The organism is Streptomyces sp. NPDC007905 (genome assembly GCF_042959345.1).
GTDB lineage: Bacteria > Actinomycetota > Actinomycetes > Streptomycetales > Streptomycetaceae > Streptomyces.
Map to the genome: position 1 here is coordinate 90,438 of NZ_JBIBKS010000013.1, position 22,304 is coordinate 112,741.

At 71.6% G+C, this 22,304-nt stretch carries 18 protein-coding genes and 1 pseudogene; 9 read left to right on the forward strand and 10 right to left on the reverse strand.

Annotated features, from left to right (window positions below):
- The first annotated feature begins 60 nt into the window (after positions 1-60).
- Positions 61-306, forward strand: coding sequence for a hypothetical protein (locus ACFZDC_RS23405; RefSeq protein WP_391326683.1), 246 nt, complete (start codon positions 61-63; stop codon positions 304-306).
- Positions 307-468: 162 nt separating this feature from the next.
- Here ACFZDC_RS23405 and ACFZDC_RS23410 read toward each other — a convergent pair whose 3' ends face one another.
- A complete protein-coding gene (locus tag ACFZDC_RS23410) occupies positions 469-3,915 on the reverse strand; it encodes a S41 family peptidase (RefSeq protein WP_391326685.1) in 3,447 nt (1,148 codons plus the stop codon).
- A 156-nt stretch (positions 3,916-4,071) separates the two neighbouring features.
- Here ACFZDC_RS23410 and ACFZDC_RS23415 point away from each other — a divergent pair, with 156 nt between their 5' ends.
- From ACFZDC_RS23415 to ACFZDC_RS23440, 6 genes are all read left to right on the forward strand, one after another.
- A complete protein-coding gene (locus ACFZDC_RS23415) occupies positions 4,072-4,677 on the forward strand; it encodes a TetR/AcrR family transcriptional regulator C-terminal ligand-binding domain-containing protein (RefSeq protein ID WP_391326687.1) in 606 nt (201 codons plus the stop codon).
- A gap of 103 nt (positions 4,678-4,780) precedes the next feature.
- Entirely contained in the window at positions 4,781-7,009 is a 2,229-nt protein-coding gene (locus ACFZDC_RS23420) for an MMPL family transporter (protein WP_391326689.1), read from the forward strand.
- Between the two features lie 125 nt (positions 7,010-7,134).
- Positions 7,135-7,647, forward strand: coding sequence for a YbaK/EbsC family protein (locus tag ACFZDC_RS23425; protein WP_391326691.1), 513 nt, complete (start codon positions 7,135-7,137; stop codon positions 7,645-7,647).
- Positions 7,644-8,492 carry an EamA family transporter gene (locus tag ACFZDC_RS23430; RefSeq protein ID WP_391326693.1) on the forward strand — a complete coding sequence of 283 codons (849 nt, stop codon included), beginning with the start codon at positions 7,644-7,646 and terminating at the stop codon, positions 8,490-8,492. The genes ACFZDC_RS23425 and ACFZDC_RS23430 overlap by 4 nt, the downstream gene beginning before the upstream one ends.
- A gap of 189 nt (positions 8,493-8,681) precedes the next feature.
- The gene (locus tag ACFZDC_RS23435) at positions 8,682-9,584 is read left to right on the forward strand and encodes an NAD(P)-binding domain-containing protein (protein WP_391326695.1); all 903 of its coding nucleotides are present in this window, start codon (positions 8,682-8,684) and stop codon (positions 9,582-9,584) included.
- A 90-nt stretch (positions 9,585-9,674) separates the two neighbouring features.
- The gene (locus ACFZDC_RS23440; RefSeq protein ID WP_391326697.1) at positions 9,675-9,950 is read left to right on the forward strand and encodes a dsRBD fold-containing protein; all 276 of its coding nucleotides are present in this window, start codon (positions 9,675-9,677) and stop codon (positions 9,948-9,950) included.
- Positions 9,951-9,988: 38 nt separating this feature from the next.
- Here ACFZDC_RS23440 and ACFZDC_RS23445 read toward each other — a convergent pair.
- The 6 genes and pseudogenes from ACFZDC_RS23445 to ACFZDC_RS23470 all read right to left on the reverse strand — a co-directional run bounded on the left by ACFZDC_RS23445 (position 9,989) and on the right by ACFZDC_RS23470 (position 15,038).
- Positions 9,989-11,154: pseudogene (locus ACFZDC_RS23445) on the reverse strand (serine hydrolase domain-containing protein).
- 116 nt (positions 11,155-11,270) lie between these two features.
- Entirely contained in the window at positions 11,271-11,741 is a 471-nt protein-coding gene (locus ACFZDC_RS23450; protein WP_391326699.1) for an Ohr family peroxiredoxin, read from the reverse strand.
- A gap of 268 nt (positions 11,742-12,009) precedes the next feature.
- On the reverse strand, positions 12,010-12,486 hold the full coding sequence (locus ACFZDC_RS23455) for a MarR family transcriptional regulator (RefSeq protein WP_391326701.1): 477 nt from the start codon (positions 12,484-12,486) through the stop codon (positions 12,010-12,012).
- Positions 12,483-13,244 carry an ATP-binding cassette domain-containing protein gene (locus ACFZDC_RS23460; RefSeq protein WP_391326703.1) on the reverse strand — a complete coding sequence of 254 codons (762 nt, stop codon included), beginning with the start codon at positions 13,242-13,244 and terminating at the stop codon, positions 12,483-12,485. Before ACFZDC_RS23460 ends, ACFZDC_RS23455 begins: the two co-directional genes overlap by 4 nt.
- Entirely contained in the window at positions 13,232-13,993 is a 762-nt protein-coding gene (gene cbiQ, locus ACFZDC_RS23465; protein ID WP_391326705.1) for a cobalt ECF transporter T component CbiQ, read from the reverse strand. The genes ACFZDC_RS23460 and cbiQ overlap by 13 nt, the downstream gene beginning before the upstream one ends.
- 1 nt (position 13,994) lies before the next feature.
- The gene (locus ACFZDC_RS23470) at positions 13,995-15,038 is read right to left on the reverse strand and encodes an energy-coupling factor ABC transporter permease (RefSeq protein ID WP_391326707.1); all 1,044 of its coding nucleotides are present in this window, start codon (positions 15,036-15,038) and stop codon (positions 13,995-13,997) included.
- 149 nt (positions 15,039-15,187) lie between these two features.
- On the opposite strand from ACFZDC_RS23470, the gene ACFZDC_RS23475 reads away from it, so the two are divergent.
- The gene (locus ACFZDC_RS23475; protein ID WP_391326709.1) at positions 15,188-15,532 is read left to right on the forward strand and encodes an SsgA family sporulation/cell division regulator; all 345 of its coding nucleotides are present in this window, start codon (positions 15,188-15,190) and stop codon (positions 15,530-15,532) included.
- On the opposite strand, the gene ACFZDC_RS23480 is transcribed toward ACFZDC_RS23475, so the two are convergent.
- Both ACFZDC_RS23480 and ACFZDC_RS23485 read right to left on the reverse strand, forming a co-directional pair.
- The gene (locus tag ACFZDC_RS23480) at positions 15,533-17,200 is read right to left on the reverse strand and encodes a penicillin-binding transpeptidase domain-containing protein (protein ID WP_391326710.1); all 1,668 of its coding nucleotides are present in this window, start codon (positions 17,198-17,200) and stop codon (positions 15,533-15,535) included.
- 96 nt (positions 17,201-17,296) lie between these two features.
- Positions 17,297-18,931, reverse strand: coding sequence for a penicillin-binding transpeptidase domain-containing protein (locus ACFZDC_RS23485; RefSeq protein WP_391326712.1), 1,635 nt, complete (start codon positions 18,929-18,931; stop codon positions 17,297-17,299).
- Positions 18,932-19,193: 262 nt separating this feature from the next.
- Here ACFZDC_RS23485 and ACFZDC_RS23490 point away from each other — a divergent pair, with 262 nt between their 5' ends.
- Positions 19,194-20,393, forward strand: a complete 1,200-nt coding sequence (locus ACFZDC_RS23490; RefSeq protein WP_391326713.1) for a SpoIIE family protein phosphatase — start codon at positions 19,194-19,196, stop codon at positions 20,391-20,393.
- A gap of 79 nt (positions 20,394-20,472) precedes the next feature.
- Here ACFZDC_RS23490 and ACFZDC_RS23495 read toward each other — a convergent pair whose 3' ends face one another.
- Positions 20,473-22,215, reverse strand: a complete 1,743-nt coding sequence (locus tag ACFZDC_RS23495) for a phospholipid carrier-dependent glycosyltransferase (protein ID WP_391326715.1) — start codon at positions 22,213-22,215, stop codon at positions 20,473-20,475.
- Positions 22,216-22,304: the final 89 nt, after the last annotated feature.

Genomic DNA, 22,304 nt, shown 5'->3' on the forward strand with positions numbered 1-22,304 from the left:
GTCGAGGCCCCACTGAGGGGTCGAACCCCCCACCCCCACCCACTACGGGAGTGAACCCACATGGGTATGAAGGACAAGTCGAACGAGTGGCAGGACCAGGGCAAGCAGAAGCTCGGCGAGACCCGTGAGCGGACCGGCCAGCAGGGCCAGCCGCAGCGTGGCCAGCAGCAGCGCGGCAGCCAGCCGCAGCGTGGCAGCCAGCCGCAGCGTGGCCAGCAGCCCGAGCGCGGTCGCCAGAACTTCCGTGACATCGAGGACACGGAGCAGGAGATGGAGGACCGCTTCGACCAGGACTACGACGCCTAGTCGCTGCGCTCGGCTTTGACCGGGGACGTGGGGTGCCCTTCTTTCGAGGCACCCCACGTTCCTTGTGCTGCCGGTGCGTTGCCGGGTGCGGCGCCGTGGGAGCGGCTCGCGCGGTTCCCCGCGCCCTTTGACGTCGCCATCCTTGACGCGTACCGCTCGTGGTCAGGTGGACCGCGGTGGCAGTTTCGGCCGGGAGCGGTTCGGTACGTCGCTGTAGTCCGGGGGGACCGCCGCCGGGTTGGTCTCCAGGAGCTCCAGGGCCAGTTGGACCGCGTCGTCGAGCTGGGCGTGGCGGCCCTCGGCCCAGTCCAGGGGGGTGCGCTGGATCTCCAGGTCGGGGGCGACGCCGTGGTTCTCCACGGACCATCCGTAGGCGTCGAACCAGGCGGCGTTCATCGGGACCGTGATCACCGTGCCGTCGCCGAGGCGGTGCCTGCCAGTCATGCCGACGACTCCGCCCCAGGTGCGCTGCCCGACGACCGGCCCGAGCTTCAGGAGCTTGAAGGCGGCGGTGATCATGTCGCCGTCGGAGGAGGTCGCCTCGTCCGCCAGGGCCACCACCGGGCCCCGGGGCGCGTTCGAGGTGTACGACACCGGCTGCGCGTTCCGGGTCAGGTCCCAGCCCAGGATTTTCCGGGAGAGCTTCTCGATGACGAGTTCGCTGATGTGCCCGCCCGCGTTGCCGCGCACGTCCACGAGCAGCGCGGGCCGCGACACCTCCATGCGCAGGTCCCGGTTGAACTGGGCCCAGCCCGAGCCGCCCATGTCGGGGATGTGCAGGTAGCCGCACTTGCCGCCGCTCAACTCCCGGACGACCTCCCGGCGCTTGGCGACCCAGTCCTGGTAGCGCAGCGGCCGGTCGTCGATGAGCGGGACGACGGCGACCCGCCGGGGCCGCCCCGCCCCGCCCTCCGGGGTCGCGGCCGGGATGAAGGTCAGCTCCACGGTCGTACCGCCCGAGCCCGCGAGCAGCGGATACGGTCCCGCCACCGGGTCGACCGGACGGCCGTCCACGTGGGTCAGTACGGCGCCCTCGCGGATGCCCGTCCCGGCCAGCGGCGAGCGCGCCTTGGAGTCCGACGAGTCGCCGGGAAGGATGCGCTTGACCATCCAGCCCCCGTCCCGGCGTACGAAGTTGGCGCCGAGCAGGCCCTGCCAGCGCTGGTAGTGGGGCGGGCCCTCGTTGCGGCGGGCGGCGGTGACGTAGGCGTGGGACGTGCCCAGCTCGCCCAGCACTTCGCGCAGCAGGTCGGCGAACTCGTCGGGGGAGGCGACCCGTTCCACCAGCGGCCGGTACTGGTCGAGCACCGCGTCCCAGTCGATGCCGCACATGCCGGGTTCCCAGAAGTAGGCGCGGGTGAGCCGGCCGGCCTCCTCGTACGCCTGGCGCCACTCGGCGGGCGGGTCGACCTCGTGCAGGATGCGGCGCAGGTCGATCCACACGGTCGTGTCAGCGTCGCCGGACTCGGTCGACGGCACCGCCCGCAGATCGCCCTCGTCGACCACCACCAGGCGGGTGCCGTCCCCGCTCACCGCGAACCAGTCGAGGTGGTCGACGAGTTCGGACTTCTTCGCCTTGGCGATGTTGAAGTACTCCAGTGTCGGCCGTCCGCTGATGTCGGCCGGGTTGGCGAAGGTCTCGCCCAGCGCGCCGGAGATGGGCCAGCGCAGCCAGACCAGGCCGCCGCCCGCCACCGGGTACAGCGCAGAGTACTTGGAGGCGATGACCGGGAACGGCGTCACCCGGTTCTCCAGGCCCTCCACCTCCACGGTCACCGTGCCGCCCTCGCCGGTCTCCTCGTCCTCGACGGGGTCGAGCCCGCCCGCGGCCGGCCGGCCCTCGGGGTTCAGGGCGAACGGGGACGGGGTCGCGGAGGACAGCGGGACCAGGTAGGGGCGGCAGCCCAGCGGGAAGGACAGGTCGCCGGTGTGGACGTCGTACACCGGGTCGAAGCCGCGCCAGGACAGGAAGGCGAGGTAGCGGCCGTCGCGCGTGAAGACGGGGTTCTCGTCCTCGAAACGGCCGTTGGTGACGTCCACGATGAGCCGGTCCTTGATGCGGGCCAGCTTGATCTGCCGCAGCGAGCGGCCGATGCCCGGGTGGGACCAGGTGAGCCAGGAGCCGTCCGGGGAGAAGGCGAGGTCGCGGACGGGCCCGTTGATGGACCGGATCAGCTCGGTGACCCGGCCCTCGGAACCGCCCGGGCCCCGGGTGTCCGCGGCGACACCCTCACCGGCGCCTTCCGTGCCTTGCGTGGCCGCCGTGCCTTCCGCGCTCTCCGTGCCTTGCGTGCCCGCCGTGCTCTCCGCGCTTTCCGTGCCCGCCGTGCCCTCCGCGCTCTCTGTGCCCGCCGTGCCTTCCGCGCTCTCCGGGATCTCCGCCTCTTCCGTCGCATCGATCAGCAGCAGCCGTCCGTCGTGCGACGCGATCGCCATCCGCTCGCCCAGCGGGTCGGACACCATCTCCAGGACCCGGCCCAGCTCGCCCGAGGCGAACCGGCGTGGCGGGCGGTCGCCGCTGGCGCGGGGCAACTGGGCGATCTCGAGGGCGTCCTCGCCCTCGGTGTCCGTCACGTACGCCACCTGCCCGGTGGAGCCGAGCATCTCCGGCAGCCGGACCCGCACGCCGGGCGTGTCCGTGATCGTGCGGGCCGGTCCGTCCCGGTGCGTGAGCCAGTACAGGCTGCCGCGTACGACGACGGCGCTGGCGCGCCCGGTCTCGTCCACGGAGATGCCGTCCACGTGCTGGGCGGCCGGCACCTGGTACCTGCGGCGTCCCGGGCGCGGGCCGCTCAGCCGGATGTCGAGCTTGCGCGGCACGGCGTCCGGGGCGAAGTCGTCCACCAGCCACAGGTCGCCCGCGCACTGGTAGACCACCCGGGTGCCGTCGCTGGAGGCGTTGCGGGCGTAGAAGGCGTCGTGGTCGGTGTGGCGGCGCAGGTCGGAGCCGTCGTAGGCGCAGGAGTAGAGGTTGCCGACGCCCTCGTGGTCGGAGAGGAAGGCGATCCGGCCGGCGACGAACATGGGGGCGTCCAGGTGGCCGCCGATGTCCGGCAGCAGCCGCTGCCCGTGCAGCCACAGCCGGCCCATGGCGCCGCCCCGGTACCGCTTCCACGAGGCCGGTTCGTGCGGCGGGGTGCCGGTGAGCAGCAGGGTCTTGTGCTGCCCGTCGAGGTCGGCGACCTGGATGTCGGAGACCGGGCCCCAGGGCAGTTTGCGGCCGGGGTCGCCGTCGGTGGACACCTTGTAGGCCCAGGTGAAGTACGAGAAGGGCTCGCCGTGGGAGGCGACGGCGAGGATGTCGCTCCTCCCGTCCTCCTCCGCGGGCGTCCAGCCGCAGACCTGGGTGTCGACGCTTCCCCAGTAGGTCAGCTGCCGCGCGGGTCCGCCGTCGACGCCGACGAGGTGGATCTCGGGGACGAGGCTGCGCCAGGTCGTGTACGCGATGAGGCGGCCGTCGGGGGAGAAGCGGGGGTGTCCGGCCTTGGCGCGGTCCACGGTGAGCCGCCAGGCGCGGCCCGGGGCGTCGAGTGGGGCCACCCAGAGGTCGTCCTCGGCCACGAAGCACAGCAGGTCGCCGTTGAGGTGGGGAAGGCGCAGACAGCTCACCTCCCCATGCTTTTCCGGCCCAGGTGGCCCGGCAACTTATGCGGAACCGACAGCCGTGAGCCAGGACACGTACGAAACCGTTTCGTTTCGAAAGCTCGCGGAGTATCTTCGTGGGCATACGAAGAAGGCAGGCTACGGAGCGGGAAGGTGAGTGGCATGACCGAGGCTGTCGCAACGGCGCGTCGCAGTCGGATCACGCCCGAGCGCGAGGCCGAGTTGTACGAGGCCGTGCTCGACCTGCTCCGGGAAGTCGGCTACGACGCCCTCACCATGGACGCCGTGGCGGCCCGCACCCGGTCCAGCAAGGCCACGCTCTACCGCCAGTGGGGCGGCAAGGCCGAGCTGGTGGCGAAGGCGGTGCGGCACAACAAGCCGGGCACTTCCGCCGACGAGATCGACACCGGGTCGCTCAAGGGCGATCTGCACGCGCTCACGCTGCGTGCGGACGACTGCGAGATGGAGCAGAACTCCGCACTGATGCGGGGCCTGGCCATGGCGACCCACTCCAACCCGGACCTCCTGCGGGCGTTCCGGGACCATCTGATCGAGCCGGAGATGGCGGAATTCCGCCACGTCCTGCAACGGGCGGTCGACCGGGGCGAGGTCCGTGCGGACAACCCGGCGATCGAGTTCGTGATGCACATGATGATCGGCGGGTTCGCCGCCCGCACGCTGATCGACGAGCAGCCGCCGACCCAGGCCTTCCTTCTGTCGTACATCGACGCCGTGGTCCTCCCCGCCCTCGGCGCCCCCACCGGCTGAACCCTCTCCCCGGCAAGCCCACCACCTGACGTCACCGCTCACGTCGTCGGGCTGATCACCCCTGCCCTGATGAACCCCACGACCTGACCGGGAGTACGCCTCCGTGGCCACGTTCCTCTACAAACTCGGCCGTCTCGCCTTCCGGCGACGGCACTTCGTCGCCCTCATATGGGTCGCGCTGCTCACCCTCGCCGGGGTGGGCGCCGCCTCCGCGCCGGCCGCCGGCAACTCGTCCTTCTCCATTCCCGGAACCGAGGCCCAGAAGGCTTTCGACCTGCTGGAACAGCGCTTCCCCGGCATGATCGCCGACGGCGCGACCGCACGGGTCGTCTTCAAGGCGCCGAGCGGCGAGAAGATGACGGACAAGCACAACAAGGCCACCGTCCGCAGGACGGTGCAGGAGCTTCGGTCCGGCTCCGAGGTCGCCTCCGTCGCCGACCCCTACACCGGACACGCCGTCAGCAAGGACGGCACGATCGCCTACGCCTCGGTGAAGTACGAGGTCTCCGGCATGGAGCTGAGGGACTCCTCCAAGGACGCCCTGAAGGAGACCGCGCGGGACGCGCGGGACGCCGGACTCACGGTCGAGATCGGCGGTGACGCTCTCAGCGCGACCCCCGAGACCGGCTCCAGCGAGGTCATCGGCCTCGCGGTCGCCGCCGTCGTCCTCGTCATCACCTTCGGCTCGCTGCTCGCGGCCGGGTTCCCGCTGCTGACCGCGGTCATCGGCGTCGGCATCGGCGTCTCCACGATCACCGCGCTCGCCGGCGCTCTGGATCTCGGCACGACCACCTCCACCCTGGCGTCGATGATCGGTCTCGCCGTGGGCATCGACTACGCCCTCTTCATCGTCTCCCGCTACCGCTCCGAACTGGCCGAGGGCCGCGAGCGCGAGGAGGCGGCCGGCCGGGCCGTCGGCACGGCGGGCTCGGCGGTGGTGTTCGCGGGCCTGACCGTCGTCATCGCCCTGGTCGGCCTGTCCGTGGTCAACATCCCGATGCTGACCAAGATGGGCGTGGCGGCCGCGGGCACCGTGGCCATCGCGGTTCTCATCGCCCTCACCCTGATCCCCGCGCTGCTCGGCTACGCGGGCCGCAGGATCAAGCCGACCGGCGAGAAGAGCAGGCTGCTCGGCGGCGGCCGCAAGCGCGCGAACGCCGAGAAGCAGGGCCGCCCGAACATGGGCACCCGCTGGGCGAGCTTCGTCGTACGGCGTCCGGTCGCCGTCCTGCTGCTCGGTGTGATCGGCCTCGGCGCGGCGGCGGTCCCGGCCGCCTCCCTCGAACTGGGCCTGCCCGACGACGGCTCGCAGCCGACCTCCACCACCCAGCGCCGCGCCTACGACCTGCTGTCCGAGGGCTTCGGCCCGGGCTTCAACGGCCCCCTGATGGTCGTCGTCGACGCCAAGGACAGCGCTCGTCCCAAGGCGGCCTTCACCAAGGTCGGCGACGAGATCAAGCGTCTGAAGGACGTCGTCACGGTCACCCCGGCCACGCCCAACAAGGCGGGCGACACCGCGACGATCACCGTCATCCCGAACTCCAAGCCGTCCTCGGCCACCACCGAGGACCTGGTGCACGCCATCCGGGACAAGGGTGCGGACATCACGTCGGCGACCGATGCGAACGTGCTGGTCACCGGCTCGACGGCAATGAACATCGACGTCTCGCAGAGGCTGAACGACGCCCTGCTGCCGTACCTCGCCCTCGTGGTCGGCCTGGCCTTCCTCCTGCTGATCGTGGTCTTCCGCTCGATCCTCGTCCCGCTGAAGGCGGCCCTCGGCTTCCTGCTCAGCGTGATGGCGGCCCTCGGCGCCGTGGTCGCGGTCTTCCAGTGGGGCTGGCTGTCCGGCCTGATGAACGTCGAGCAGACCGGCCCCGTCATGTCGATGATGCCGATCTTCATGGTCGGTGTGGTCTTCGGTCTCGCCATGGACTACGAGGTGTTCCTCGTGACCCGCATGCGGGAGGCGTACGTCCACGGGGAGAAGCCCGGCCAGGCCGTCGTGACCGGCTTCCGGCACGGCGCACGGGTCGTCACGGCCGCCGCCGTCATCATGATCGCCGTCTTCTCCGGCTTCATCGGCTCCAGCGAGTCGATGGTCAGGATGATCGGCTTCGGCCTTGCCACCGCCGTCTTCTTCGACGCGTTCATCGTCCGCATGGCCATCGTCCCGGCGGTGCTCGCGCTGCTCGGCAAGAAGGCCTGGTGGCTGCCCGGGTGGCTGGACCGCGCCCTGCCCGACGTCGACGTCGAGGGCGAGGGTCTGCGCACGGCGCGGGACCACAGGGACGCCGACCCCGACGAGGAACGGGAGCTGGTACGCGCCTGAGGTACCGCTTCGGACGCAGACCAGCCGGTGAGGGATCCGTGGGGACGGGGCGCCCTCACCGGCTTCTTTTCCGACCGACCGTAACCCGGTCGCGTGCACCGTTCAGCCGCCGCTAGCGTGCCCCCATGACGACAGCCGCCACTGACGCCGGAGAAACCGGAGCCCACCCCTGTTTCGCCGAAGCCCTCCGCACGCTCGGGCTGGAGGACCTCCTCGCCCGTGTCCGCCGGTTCCCGGAGGCCACCCGTACCGCCGCCGAGGCCGCCGCCGCGATCGGGTGCGAGCTGAGCCAGATCTGCAAGTCGCTGGTCTTCGCGGCGGACGGGGTGCCGGTGCTGGTGCTGATGGACGGCGCCTCGCGCGTGGACGTGGAGCGCGTGCGCGAGGAGCTGGCGGCCGGGAAGGTCACCCGGGCCGACGCCGGTGTCGTACGCGAGACCACGGGGTACGCCATCGGCGGCGTACCGCCCTTCGGGCACCGCACCCGTACCCGTGTCCTCGCCGACCGCTCGCTGTGCGCGCACGACGTGGTGTGGGCGGCGGCCGGGACGCCGCACACGGTGTTCCCCATCGAGCCGAAGGCGCTCGTGGCCCACGCCGGTGCCGCACTGGTGGACGTGCGCGAGCAGACCGCGTGACGCCGCTGGTCACCGCGGCGGTTCTGCTCGCCGCGGTCACGCACGCCAGTTGGAACGCCATCGCGCACCGGATCACCGACAAGCTGGTCGGATTCACGCTGATCCTGGCGGGCGGGGTGCTCATCGGGCTGCTGCTGGCGCCGTTCGCCGCGTTCCCGGCGGCGGGGGCGTGGCCGTACCTGGTCGTCTCGGCGGCCATCCACCTGGTGTACGTCGTGCTGCTGATGACGTCGTTCCGGCTGGGCGACTTCGGGCAGGCCTACCCGATCGCGCGGGGCAGCGCGCCGCTGGTGGTGACCGTGTTCGCGGCCGTGTTCGCGCACGAGGTGCCGGACGGCTGGGCGGTGGCGGGAATCGCCCTGTCGTGTGCCGGCCTGACCGGCGTGGCGCTGTGGGGGCTGCGCGGTCGGCGGCCGAACTGGGCGGCGATCGGGGCCGCGCTCGCGACGGGGCTGTCCATCGCCTCGTACACGGTCGTCGACGGGCTCGGCGTGCGGGCCTCCGGAACCGCCCTCGGGTACACCGCCTGGCTGATGGTGGCGCAGGGCGTGACCATCCCGGCGTACGCCGTCTGCAGGCGCTGGCGGCGCGACACGGTGGCCGTTCTGCGCCCCTTCGCCGCTGTGGGCCTCCTCGGATCCGTCCTGTCCGTCTGCGCCTACGGCCTGGTCCTGTGGGCGCAGACCCGCGCCGAACTCGCCCCCATCGCCGCACTGCGCGAGTCCTCGATCATCGTCGGCGCGGCCATCGGCGCCCTGTTCTTCAAGGAGCGCTTCGGCGCCCCCCGGATCGCGGCGGCGGGCCTGATGGTGGTGGGCATCGGGCTGATGCTGCACGCCGGATAGCGGCCCCCAGCGCACGCCGCCGGGGTGGGCGTCTCGCGGACGGCCCGCGCAGGGTCTGCCGGCGGCGAGCCCGTCGGCGCGCTCGTGAGGGGGCGGCCGTACGAAGATGGGCCGGGACCACGAGGTACACGGGGTACGGGAGGCACACGAGGACCCCGAGGACAGGAACCGTACGACAGGGAGCCGTCAATGACCGACAAGCCGACCGTCAGCGTCCTGGGCACCGGCATCATGGGCGCCGCCATGGCCCGCAACCTCGCCCGCGCCGGACTCGGCGTCCGGGCCTGGAACCGCACCCGTGAGAAGGCCGAGCCGCTGGCCGCCGACGGGATCCGGGTCTCCGACACGCCCGCCGAGGCCGTCGAGGGCGCCGATGTCGTGCTGACCATGCTGTACGACGGCAACACCGCTCTGGACGTCATGCGCGAGGCCGCCCCGGCGCTGCGTCCGGGCGTCGTGTGGGCGCAGTGCACCACCGCCGGGATCGAACTGGTCGCCGATCTGGCCGACTTCGCCCGCGAGCACGGACTGACGTTCTACGACGCCCCCGTCCTCGGCACCCGCCAGCCCGCCGAGGCCGGTCAGCTGACCGTGCTGGCCGCCGGGCCCGAGGAGGGCCGCGCGACGGTCACGCCCGTTTTCGACGCGGTCGGCGCCAAGACGGTGTGGACCGGCGAGGACGGGGCCGCGGGCAGCGCCAGCCGGCTGAAGCTGGTCGCCAACAGCTGGGTCCTCGCGGCCACCGCGGCGGCCGGTGAGGTGCTGGCCCTCTCCAAGGGCCTCGGCGTCGACCCGCGGGACTTCTTCGACCTGATCGAGGGCGGCCCGCTCGACATGGCGTACCTGCGGTCCAAGGCCGCACTGGTGCTCGACGGGAAGCTGACCCCGGCGTCGTTCGCCGTGGCCACCGCCGAGAAGGACGCCCGGCTCATCGTCCAGGCCGGCGAGCGCAGCGGCGTACGGCTCGACGTCGCCGCCGCGACCGCCGAACGGCTCGCCCGGGCCGCCGCCCAGGGGCACGCCGAGGAGGACATGGCCGCCGCCTACTTCGCCAGCTTCGAGGAGGAGACCGACGAGAAGTCCGGCGGCTGAGGGGCCCCCAGGACGGCGAGCAGGCCTCCACGTGACGTTCGGGGCGCGCGGGAGCACCCTGGAATCAGCGGATTCGCGGAGGTGGTCGACATGACGAACAGCGTTGTGGGATGGCACATCGAGCTGGAGTTCCAGGAGGACGAACAGCACACGCGGGCGGTCGCCCTGGTGCGCTTGCCCGACGGCACAGAGGTCCGGGGCCACGGGCACGCCAGCCGTCACCGCGTCGACTCCAACCAGCCCCGGGTCGGCGAGGAGATAGCGGGTGCCCGCGCCCTCAACGAACTGGCCATGCAGCTGCTGACCAAGGCGCACGACGAGATCGACACGGAGTCCGGGCGGACCTCGCATCCGATCAACGTGTGAGGACGGGGGCCCTTACGGCGGAGTCACGCCGAAGTCCTTCACCCGAGCGTCTTGCGCACCGCCCGCACCAGCGCCTGGGCCCTCGGGTCCGCCGTGACGCGCTTCCTGAAGCCGTTGGTGACGTAGCCGAGGGCGATGCCCGTCTCCGGGTCGGCGAACGCGAGAGTGCCGCCCCGGCCCGGGTGCCCGAAGGAGCCGGCGCGGAGCAGCGGCGACGCGCTGCCGTGCAGCATGTACCCGAGGCCGAACCGGGTGCCCACCACGAGGACCCGGTCCGGTCCAGCGGACTGCTCGGCGCGGGCCAGTTCCATGGTCCGCGGGGTGAACAGGCGTGTGCCGCCGTCCACCTCGCCGATGAGTGAGGCGTAGAAGCGGGCCAGGCCGTCGGCGGTGGCGATGCCGTTGGAGGCGGGCAGGGCGGCCGCGCGGTAGGCGGCCGCGTTCTCGTCCGGGAGCGGGGTGATCGCGGCGAAGGCACGCCGGGTGAGGGAGTCGGGGTCGGCATAGGCCTCGGCGACCGCACGCTTGGGGCGGGTCCTGAGCGCGCCGGCCGTCTCGGGTGCCTCCAGGGGGCCGACGCGGCCCACGCGCGCCTGCTCCGCCTGCGGCAGGCCGAGCCACAGGTCGGCGCCGACGGGCGCGGCGATCTCCTCGGCGATCCAGTCGCCGGCCGGTCGCCCGGTGACCCGCCGGACCAGCTCGCCGGTGAGCCAGCTGTAGGTCTGCGCGTGGTAGCCGTGGGCCGTGCCCGGCTCCCATACCGGCGCCTGCGCGGCGACGGCCGCCGCCCCGAGGTCCGGGTCGGCCGCCTCCTCGGGGGGCAGCGGACGGTCCAGGACCGGTACGCCGGCGCGGTGGGCGAGCAGGTGCCGGACGAGTGTGAGCTCCTTGGCGGCCGCCTTGTACTCGGGCCAGTACTCACCCACGGGGGCGTCCAGGTCCAGCTCGCCGCGCTGGTGCAGCAGCAGGAGTGCGGCGGCGGCGACGCCCTTGGTCGCGGAGCGCACGATCTGCGCGGTGCCCGGCTCCCAGGGGGCGGTGGCGGCGGAGCCGTCGACGTCCTTGGCACCCGCCCACAGGTCCACGACCTTGTGCCCGTCGCGGTAGACGGCGACGGCCGCTCCGCGCTCGCCCAGCAGCGCGAAGTTCGCCGCGAACGCCTGACCGGCTCGAAGCCCTCGGCCACCGTGCCGTTCACGCCCACATCCACGACCGGGTCCCTTCACTCGCTTGCGACTACGAGTGAAACACGGGGCTGTGGCCTTGGATTCCTTGGCCGGGTGGTGATATCGGCTACGGCCTGGCGTCCGGGAGCGGGGCTCAGCCCAGAAGTATCGTCACGTCGATGTTCCCGCGCGTCGCGTTCGAGTACGGGCACACCTCGTGTGCCGCGTCCACCAGCTTCGCCGCGATCTCCCGGTCCAGGACCGGGAGGGAGACGCTGAGGGCCACCGCGAGGCCGTAGCCGTGGTGCTTGTTGGGGCCGATGCCGACCTTCGCGGCCACCGTGGAACCGGTCAGGTCGTAGCCCGCGCGGTTGCCGACCAGGATCAGGGCGTTGTGGAAGCAGGAGCTGTAACCGGCCGCGAACAACTGCTCCGGGTTGGTGCCGTTGCCGTCGCCGCCCAGCTCCGGCGGCATCGCGACCTTCAGCTGGATCCGGCCGTCCTGACTGGTGACATAGCCGTCCCTGCCGCCGTGGGCGGTGGCCTCGGCGACGTACATGATCTTCGTCGGACGGGTGTCGACAGTCGGCTCGACACCGGTGTCGACTGCGGTGCCGTCGGTCATGGTTGGTCTCCCCCGGAAACGTGTGGCGCCCAAGTACATCGTGCACAAGGTACCGGCCGGTTGGCCTGCCTGCGCGACTAGGGGGTTGCAACCGTGGGTAACGCCCGATGAGCGCCTTGCAACCGTGGGTAACGTCCGATGGGCGCCACAGGAGTGGGGCGGGACAGGAGCGGCGCGGGACGGGAATGGGGTGCGACCGGAGTGGCGCGGGACCGGGAAGGGGCCGGAGCGGGCCAGGGACCGGGACCGGAGCGGGGCCGAGGGGGGATCAGCGCCGGTCGGCCGCCGCGTCGGCGCGCTCGGTGAGCTTCCACAGCTCCGCGCGCAACCGCTCGACCTCCGGGGCGTCGAGCCCCGTGGTCGTGAGCAGGGCACCGGGCACGCGCGCCGCGCGCTCCCTGAGCTGCTCTCCGCGCCCGGTGCACGCGACGAGCACCGAGCGTTCGTCGTCCGCCGCGCGCTCCCTGCGTACCAGACCTGCCCCCTCCAGCCGCTTCAGCAGCGGCGAGACGGTGCCGTAGTCGAGGCGCAGGGCGCCCGCAAGCTCCTTCACGCTGGTCTCGCCGCGCTCCCAGAGGACCAGCAGCACGAGGTACTGGGGATAGGTGAGCCCCAGGTCGTCGAGGAGCGGGCGGTACGCGGCGGTCACGGCGCGCTGGGCGGCGTACAGCGCGAAGCAGAGCTGGTCGCCCAGCAGCAGCGAACCGGTGGCCCCGTTGTCGTCTCGGTCGTCTTGACGCGTCACGCGCCCATTGTCACGGACTTCGGGTCGAACCCGAACGGCAGCTCCAGACGGTGCGCCCGCATCAGGGCGTCGTCGGAGAGCAGCTCGCCGGTCGGGCCGTCCGCCGCGATCACGCCGTCGCTGAGCACGAGCGAGCGCGGGCACAGCTCCAGGGCGTACGGCAGGTCGTGCGTGACCATGAGGACCGTCACGTCCAGGGAGCGCAGAATGTCGGCGAGTTCACGCCGGGAGGCCGGATCGAGGTTGGAGGAGGGCTCGTCCAGGACCAGGATCTCCGGCTCCATCGCGAGCACGGTCGCGACCGCGACCCGGCGCCGCTGGCCGAAGGACAGGTGGTGCGGGGGCCGGTCGGCGAAGTCCTGCATGCCCACCCGCTCCAGGGCCGTGCGCACCCGCTCCTCCAGCGCGGCCCCCTTGATCCCGGCTGCCGCCGGCCCGAACGCCACGTCCTCGCGCACGCTCGGCATGAACAGCTGGTCGTCGGGGTCCTGGAAGACGATGCCGACCTTCTGCCGGATCTCGGCCATGTGTCGCCCGCCGACCGGCAGCCCGGCCACGGTCACCGTGCCGGTGCCGCCGCCCAGGATGCCGTTCAGGTGCAGTACGAGGGTGGTCTTGCCGGCGCCGTTCGGGCCGAGCAGCGCGACCCGTTCGCCGCGTGCGAGGGAGAAGTCCACCCCGAACAGCGCCTGGTGACCGTCGGGGTAGGCGAAGGCGAGGCCGGAGACCTCCAGAGAAGCAGTACTCACAGGACCCATCCCAGCAGACAGACGACGAGGGCGGCACAGGGGAGCGCGAGAGCGTACGACCACTCGGCCCGGGACGCGGTCACCTCGTCGATGACCGGCATCGAACCGGCGTATCCCCGGCTCACCATGGCCAGGTGCACCCGCTCCCCGCGTTCGTAGGAGCGGATGAACAGCGCGCCGGCGGACTTGGCGAGCACCCCCCAGTGCCGGACGCCCCGGGCCTCGAAGCCGCGCGACTCGCGGGCGATCCGCATCCGGCGCATCTCGTCGGTGATGACGTCCCCGTAGCGGATCATGAACGAGGCGATCTGCACGAGCAGCGGCGGCAGCTTCAGCCGCTGCAGGCCGAGCAGCAGTTCGCGCAGCTCGGTGGTGGCGGCCAGCAGCACGGAGGTGGCGACGCCGAGGGTGCCCTTGGCGAGCACGTTCCAGGCCCCCCACAGGCCGCCCACGCTCAGCGACAGGCCGAGCACCTGCACCCGCTCGCCCTCCGCCACGAACGGCATGAGCACCGCGAAGGCCACGAACGGCACCTCGACCAGCAGCCGTTTGAGCAGGAAACCGGCGGGCACGCGCGCGTGGCGGGCGACATACGCGAGCAGGACGGCGTACACCGCGAACGCCCACATCGCCTCGCGCGGGGTCGACACGACGACCACCACGAACGCGAAGGCGGCGGCGAGTTTGGTGTGCGGCGGCAGGGCGTGCACGGGCGAGTGCCCGTGCCGGTAGAGCCTGTGCGCGTGTCCGGCGCCCACGTCAGGCGCCCGTGTTCACGGGGGAGACGTCATCGGTGCGCCGCCTGCGCACCGTCCAGAACACCGCACTGCCCGCGACGACCGTGACGCCGACGCCGATCACGCCCGCGAGACCGCCGGACAGCCGGGCGTCGGAGACGTCCTTGACGCCGTAGCCGGCGAGCGGGGAGTCGGACGCCGTGTGCTTCTCGGCCTTCTTGTCGATGCCCTTGTCGTGCGCGACCTTCTCCAGGCCGTCGGGGTTGGCGGAGGCGTAGAAACTCACGAACCCGGCGAGCACCAGCGAGGTGACCAGCCCGGTGATCCACAGCGTGCGCCGCGAGGTGCGGGCCGCGACGGGCGCGGTGGGCGCCGGCGCGTCCACCAGCTCGCCGTTCACGCGCAGCCGCAGCCGCTGCCGCAGGCCGCGCGCGCCGTGCACCAGGTCCGGACGCACGGCGATGACCGCGCTCACCGTGAGCGCGGTGATCACGGCCTCGCCGATGCCGATCAGCACATGGACGCCGATCATCGCGGTCGCCACCTTGCCGAGGGCGACGTCGGTGGTGCCGCCGACCGCGTACATGAGCGTGAAGGCGACGGCGGCGGCCGGCACGGAGACCAGCGCGGCGACGAACGAGGCGACGGTGACCGAGCGCCGCTTGCGGGGCAGCACGGCGAGCAACCCGCGGAAGACGGCGTACGCCACGACCGTCGTGACGACGGCCATGTCGGTGATGTTCACGCCGAGCGCGGTCAGCCCGCCGTCCGCGAACAGCACGCCCTGCATGAGCAGCACGACCGACACGCACAGCACGCCGGTGTACGGGCCGACGAGGATGGCGGCGAGGGCGCCGCCCAGCAGATGGCCGCTGGTCCCGGCCGCGACCGGGAAGTTGAGCATCTGGACGGCGAAGATGAACGCCGCCACCAGACCGGCCAGGGGGGCGGTCCGCTCGTCGAGTTCGCGGCGGGCGCCACGCAGGCTCACCGCGAGGGCGCCGGCGGCGACCACCCCGGTGACCGCGGAGGTGGGGGCGTTGATGAATCCGTCGGGTACGTGCACCGTACGATTCTAGAGGCTTGTTGCGAACCATGTGCAAGAGAGACGAAGTCTCGGTGCTCGCCAGGGCGCGAACAGGAAAATGTGCGACATTGGAGGAGAAGCGGATGCACAGCTTTCACATGGGTTACTGAGCGTGAGAGGGCGGTCCGATGTCTGTAGTCGAGCAGTACGCGCGCGCCCATATCTTCACGGACGAGGAGGACCCCGGAGCCGTACCCGTGGTGCTGCGGTACGACCCCGACGCCGATCCCCGGTCGGTCCGGGTCGGCCTGCCCCTGCCCGGACCGCATGAGTGGACGTTCTCCCGCGCGCTGCTCGAACAGGGGCTGCGGGTGCCGGCCGAGAGCGGTGACGTGCGGGTGTGGCCGTGCGGACGGGTCCAGGCCGTGGTGGAGTTCCACTCCGCGCACGGCGTGGAGGTGGTGCAGTTCGAGTCGAAGACGCTGCTCAGATTCCTGCGCCGGACCTACACGGCAGAGCCCGTACGGAGCTGATCAGCTTCCCAGCTTCAGCAGGGTCGCGACGATCGGTCCCGCCGTGTCGCCGCCGTGGCCGCCCGCCTGGACCACACCGGCGGCGGCGAGGTCGCCCCGGTAGGCGGTGAACCAGCCGTTGGGCTTCTTCTGCCCGTCCACCTCGGCCGAGCCGGTCTTGGCGCCGTTGTCCCCGCCCACGCCCGCCATCGCCTTGGCCGCCGTGCCGTACGCGGCCGTGTAGCTCATGACGTCCTTCAGCTGGGCCTGCGTCTTCGACGACATGGTGCGCGCGGCCTTCGCCGGCGTGCGGTTGTCCACCGTGGGGGACACCAGGTACGGCTGGTGGAAGGTGCCCGACTCCACCGTCGCCGCCACCGAGGCCATGTTCAGCGGGTTCATGCGCACCCCGCCCTGGCCGATCAGCGAGGCGCCCATCTGCGCGCCGCTCTGCACCGGCACGGAGCCGTCGAACGAGGGGACGCCGATGGACCAGTTGTCCAGGCCGAGGCCGTAGACCTGCTGGGCCTCCTGCGTCAGATCGCTGTCGGACAGCTTCGGCGCGAAGTTGATGAACGCGTTGTTGCAGGAGGCTCCGAAGCTCTGCTTGAACGTGCCCTTCTTGATCTCTGAGTCCGCGTCGTTGTGGAAGGTCCAGCCGGCGAGCTTGTACGTCTTGGGGCAGGGGTGCGACGCGTCCGGGGTGACGAGTCCCTTCTCGAACAGCATCGTCGACGTCACGATCTTCATCGTGGAGCCGGGGGCGAGGGAGCCCTGGAACGCGGTGTTGAAGCCGTGCCCGCTGTTGGCGACCGCGAGGATCTCACCCGTCGAGGGCCGCAGGACGACCACCGAGGCCCGCGCCTGCTTGCCGACCTGCTGTTCGGCGGCCGCCTGGAGGGTCGGGCTCAGCGTCGTCCGCACCGTGCCCGGCGTGCCCTTGCTCAGCTCCAGGAGCGTCTTGTCGGACAGTTTGGCCGCCTTCGACGCCTTGCCGCGCACGACACGCAGCTCCACGCCCGCCTTGCCGCCCGCCGTCTTGCCGAACTTCTCGCGGAGGCCGTCCAGCACGGTGCCCAGCGACGGGTACTTGGCCGCGGTCAGCTCGGCGCCCGCGCGGTCCAGTGCCTTGATGGGCGGGGTGCCGGACTCGCCGGTGACGAGTGTGTCACCGTCCTTCAGGTCCGGGTGGACCACGGAGGCGTGCCAGTCGACCAGCGGCTTGCCGTCGCTCGCCCGCCGGACCACGGTGAGGCAGCTGCTGTACGCAAGCGGCTTGCTGAGACCGTGGTACGACACCGTCGCCTTGACGGAGAACGGCACCTCGGCGCCGGTGGCCGTGCCGGCGGTGAGTGTGACGTCCTTCAGGTGGGCGTCCTTGGTGTAGCCGGTGAGCAGGGGGCCGGCGGCGGACGGGTCGTCGGTGGCGGCCGCCGCGTCGGCGGCCTTGCCCTGCCGCCACGCGGTGAGGAAGCGCGTGGTCACCGTGCGGACCTCGGCGGCGGTCGGCGGACCGGTCTTGACGGCCTTGTGGTCGGCCGAGGCGGACGCGCGCTCGTCGGCCGCCGCGCCGCCGCCGTACAGCGCGTAGACGCCGAACCCGGCGCCGCCGACGACCACGGCGATCATCCCGCCGAGTACGGCGGGTCTGGTCTTCCGTCGCTCGGCGACGCGCCTTCTCTTGCCCACAGCCTCAGTTCCTCCGCGCCTTCCCCAGGGTCCCCGCAGCCCTCACACTCCCCAACGACGCCAACCACACTAAGGTCCCCACCTGTGCGGGTGATGTCAGCCCGCACTCCGTAGCACTCTTGCGACAATCGGCCCGGCCGCGTCGATGCCGTGCCCGCCGTCCTGGACCATCGCGGCCCCCGCCACATCATTGCGGTAACCGGTGAACCAGCTGTCGGACCTGGCGTTCCCGTCGACCTCCGCCGAGCCGGTCTTCGCGCCGATGTCCCCCCTGAGCCCGGCCATCACGCCCGCGGCGGTGCCGCTGCGGGCGGTGCGGTTCATCATGGCGCGCAGCTGCTGGACCGTGCTGGACGACAGCCCACGCGCGCGTGCCGGTGTCCGGTGGTCCAGGCCCAGCGGCACGATCACCGGCTGCCGGAAGGTGCCGGTCAGCGCGGTCGCCGTCACCGAGGCCATGTTCAACGGGCTCATCTGGACCTGGCCCTGGCCGATCAGGGCGGCCGCCGTGTCGGGGCCGCCGGCGGCGGGCACCCGGCCGTCGAAGGACGGGACGCCGACCTTCCAGTTGTTCCGCCCGAGTCCGAACCGGTCCTGGGCCTCCTTGGTGAGCGAGTCCACCTTCACCTCGTCCGCGAACTTCACGAACGCCGTGTTGCAGGAGCGGGCGAAGCTCTCGGCGAGGGTGGCGTGGCCGTCCGGGGCGAGGTCCTTCAGGTTACGGAAGGTCTGGCTCTCGGAGACGGCGGACGGCGGGCAGGGCGCCGGACCGTTGGCCGTGGTCAGGCCGTTGTCGATGAGGGTCGCCGCGCTGATGATCTTCATGGTGGAGCCGGGGGCGCGTTCGCCGAGGAAGGCCGCGTTGAAGCCGTCCTCGCGGTGGTTGGCCACGGCCAGGACCTCGCCCGTGCTGGGCTTGACGGCCACGACGGACGCGTTGACGTACTTCTGCACGGCTGCCTCGGCCGCCGCCTGCGCGCTCGCGCTGAGCGTCGTCCGCAGCTTGCCCGGCCTGCCCTTGGCGAGGGTGAGCAGGGTGGTGTCGGCCGCGCCCTCCTCCGCCGTGCCGGCGTGGCGTATCACCAGCTCCACGCCCGGCCGGCCGCCGGTCCGGTCGCCGTAGCGCTTGCGCAACTCGTCCAGGACGGGGCCGAGGGAGGGGTACTTGTCCTTCGTCAGCACCTTCCCGTCGCGGTCCACGGCCTCGATGTCCGGAGCCGCCGACTCGCCCGTCCTCAGCGTGTCCCCCTTGCGCAGCTGCGGATGGACGACGGAGGGCTCCCAGTCGACCAGTGCCCGATGCGAGGTCTGTCCGCGCACGACGGTCAGGTGGCTCTCATACGTCAGCGGCCGGGACTTCCCGGAGGACGACACGGTTGCCTTGACCGCGAAGGGCACGGTGGTGCCGGTGGCCGTGCCCGGTGTGATGCGCACGTGTCCGATGTGCGCGTCGCCGCCGTACGCCGTCAGCAACTCCCGGGCCGCCTCGGGGAAGTTGGTGTAGGCCGCCGCGGTCGAGGCGTCCCCCTTCTCCCAGGCGGCGAAGAACTTGCCGGTCGCCTCCTTGACCTCGTCGGCGCTCGGCGGCCCGCTCTTCACGGCAGCGGACCCCCCGCCGGTCCCCCCGTCACCGCTCAGCGCGGACACGATGTTGTAACCCCCGTACCCGGCCCCGCCCAGCATCACCGCACACACGCCGCCTATGACGGCGCCCTTGACTCCCCTGCGCATCGCGCGAATCCTCTCCCCGTTGCCCCGTGGGACACCCGCCGCGCCGCAGTTTCCTGAACGCGTTCAAAAATAGGTGCCTGGGGCACTGTATGCGGTGGTGGGGCTCCTGTGACCGGAGTCGCCGATTGTTGTCCGAACGGAGACGTGGTTGTCCGAATGGAGACGTTGCTGTCCGAACGGAGACGTTGGCGACGGCATCTACACCCGCGGCCCCGGGGGCAGCGGGGTGGAGCAGGGAGCTTCGGCGAGGCAGGCTTGGTGCATGAAGTCGCTCTTGCGCGCACCCCCTCTGCCAGGAGCAGGCAGTCACAGCCGGGTCCTCTTCATGCTGATGCAGTGTGTGCCCTTCCTGACCGCGCTGGCCGTGCTGGTCATCGAGCTCACGCCTGCGCACTTCATCTACACCGGCCCCTTTCTCACCGCGGTCCCGGCGCTGGCGGCAGTGACGATGGGCCCCAAGGGCACCACCACCGCCGCGGCTCTCGCGATTGCGATCAGCATGACCACCGCGACCTATAACGAGGCCTGGGGCACCCTTCAGGTCTACACCAATTTCCTGGCTCTGGCCCTGGTCTCCGTGGCCGGGTTCATCACCAGCAGCGCAGTGCAGGCGCGCAGGCAGAGAGAGCTCGACCAGGTCCGCCGGATCGCCGTGGCGGCCCAGGAGGTCGTGCTGCGGCCCGTACCCCCGAGACTGGGCCCGGTGTCGGCAGGCAGCCTGTGCCTCGCGGCCGGGACGGGGGCGCGGGTGGGCGGTGACCTGTACGAGGCCGTGCAGACGCGGTTCGGCGTCCGGATGATCGTGGGGGATGTGCGCGGCAAGGGGCTGTCCGCGGTGCGAGCCGTCGCGGTGGCGTTGGGCGCGTTCCGGGAAGCCGTGCACTACGAGGACGATCTCGTGGAGGTCATGAACCGCTGCGCGGCTGCGCTGCGACGGGAAGTCGCCGTGCCGGGTGCGTATGGACAGGAAGTTCTGCTGGAAGGGTTCACCACTGCGCTCATCGCTCAGGTGCAGGACGAATCCGTGGTGCAGCTGGTCAACCGTGGGCATCCGCCGCCGCTGCTGCTGCATCAGGGCAGGGTTACGGCACTGATGCCGTCGTCGCCCTTGCCGCCTCTCGGCCTCGAAGACCTCACCACAGACCTCCCCGCAAAGCCTGAGAGCTATCCGTTCGTCCCCGGCGACCGTCTGCTGCTCTATACCGACGGCGTGATCGAGGCCCGCAACGGCGACAGTGAATTCTTCGCCCTGCCGGAGGCCATGGAAGCGATAGGCGCTCGGACCACCACCCCGTCAGAATTCCTGGAACAACTGCACCAGGCGTTGATCCGCCATACCGAGGGCGACCTGGCGGACGATGTGGCGGTGATCCTCGCCGACCGGCTCGACGGCGACCTTGGCGGCCACGGCGGTGCCGGCTCCACGGCGATGCCACCTTCCGGTGGGGCGGACGCGGGGTAGCGGTCGTTGGGCCCCGAGCGCTCGACAACGACCACGACGACACGTCACCCTGTCGGGCCGTCGTGACGCATCCGCCCAGCTACACCCACGTATCCAGCCACATCCGCGACCGCCAGCTGTCGATCGGGATCGCCTGCCCCGTGTACAGCGGCCAGAAGTAGATGAAGTTCCAGGCGATCAGCAGGACCAGGACTCCCGCTGCCGAGGCGCCGATCACGCGGCGGGTGTCGCTGGAGCCCGGTGGGCCGACGACGGCGCCGATCAGCATCGCCACCGCCAGGCACAGGAACGGCAGGAACACGACCGCGTAGAAGAGGAAGATCGTCCGCTCCTGGTACAGGAACCAGGGCAGGTAACCGGCCGCGATGCCGCAGGCGATGGCGCCGGCCCGCCAGTCGCGGCGCAGCAGCCACCGCCACAGCACGTACCCGATGGCGAAGCAGGCCGCCCACCACAGCAGCGGCGTGCCGATGGCCAGCACCTCGCGGGCGCACTTCTGGCCGGCGCCGGCCGGGCAGCCGTCGGCACCCGGGGAGGGGGACTCGTAGAAGTACGACACCGGGCGGCCCAGCACGATCCAGCTCCACGGATTGGACTGGTAGGTGTGCGGGGACGACAGGTGGACGTGGAAGTTGTAGACCTCGTGCTCGTAGTGCCACAGGCTGCGCAGCCAGTCCGGCAGGAAGGCCCAGTGGCCGCCCTTGCCCTCGGTCGCCGCCCAGTTGCGGAAGTAGCCGCCGGTGCCGTCGGCGGGGGAGAGGATCCAGCCGAGCCAGGACGCCAGGTACACGGCGACCGCCACCGGGAACATGACGAAGGCGACGACCGCGTCGACGAGGCTCGCGAGGTAGGGGCGCCGCCCGCCCGCCACCTTGCGGGTGCCGACGTCCCAGAGCACCGACATCACGAAGAACGCGATCAGGAAGTACAGACCGTTCCACTTGGTGCCGACCGCGAGGCCCAGCAGCACACCGGCCACCAGGCGCCAGGGGCGCCAGAGGAGGAAGAAGCTGTCCGTGGTGTGCGCGTCCGGGCGGACGCGGCCGTCCGCGTCCGCGGGCAACGCGGCCGCCAGTCGGGCGCGCGCGTAGTCCCGGTCGAGGACGAGGCAGCCGAACGCGGCCAGCACGAAGAACATCAGCACGCCGTCGAGCAGCGAGGTCCGGCTCATCACGAAGTGCAGGCCGTCCACCGCCATCAGCGCGCCCGCCAGACAGCCGAGGAACGTCGAGCGGAACATGCGGCGGCCGATCCGGCACAGCAGCAGGACCGAGAGGGTCCCCAGCAGTGCCGTCATGAACCGCCAGCCGAACGGGTTGAACCCGAACATCAGCTCGCCCAGGCCGATGACGTACTTGCCCACCGGCGGGTGCACGACGTACGCGGCGTCCGACGGGATCGCGAGATGCCCGTGCGTCTGCAGCACCAGGTCGTTGGCGTTCTTGTCCCAGTTGACCTCGTAACCGCGGTGGACGAGCGCCCAGGCGTCCTTGGCGTAGTACGTCTCGTCGAATATCACCGCGCGCGGGCTGCCCAGGTGCCAGAACCGCATCAGGGCTGCCATCAGCGTCACCAGCAGCGGACCGCCCCAGCCCGACCAGCGCGTGATCCGCGCCGCCAGGACCGGCGGCACGCCCAGCGCCTGCCACAGGCGCGGGCTCGGCTCGGTGTACGGCGGCACCAGCCGGTCGCGTACGTCGCCGGCGGGAGCGTCCGTGGCGGGCGTGTAGCCGAATCGGCGCAGCCGCCGTTGCCACGACGTCCGCTGGTCGTGCGGTGCCTGGCCCTGCCGGAGGTCCGTGGAGGACGCGGTACTGGTCACCGCGCCATCGTAGGGAACCGTGCTGTGTGAGTCCCGTGCATGGCGGTACCGGTCGGGATACGGTCGCCTTCCGCCGGGCCCGAGAGCGC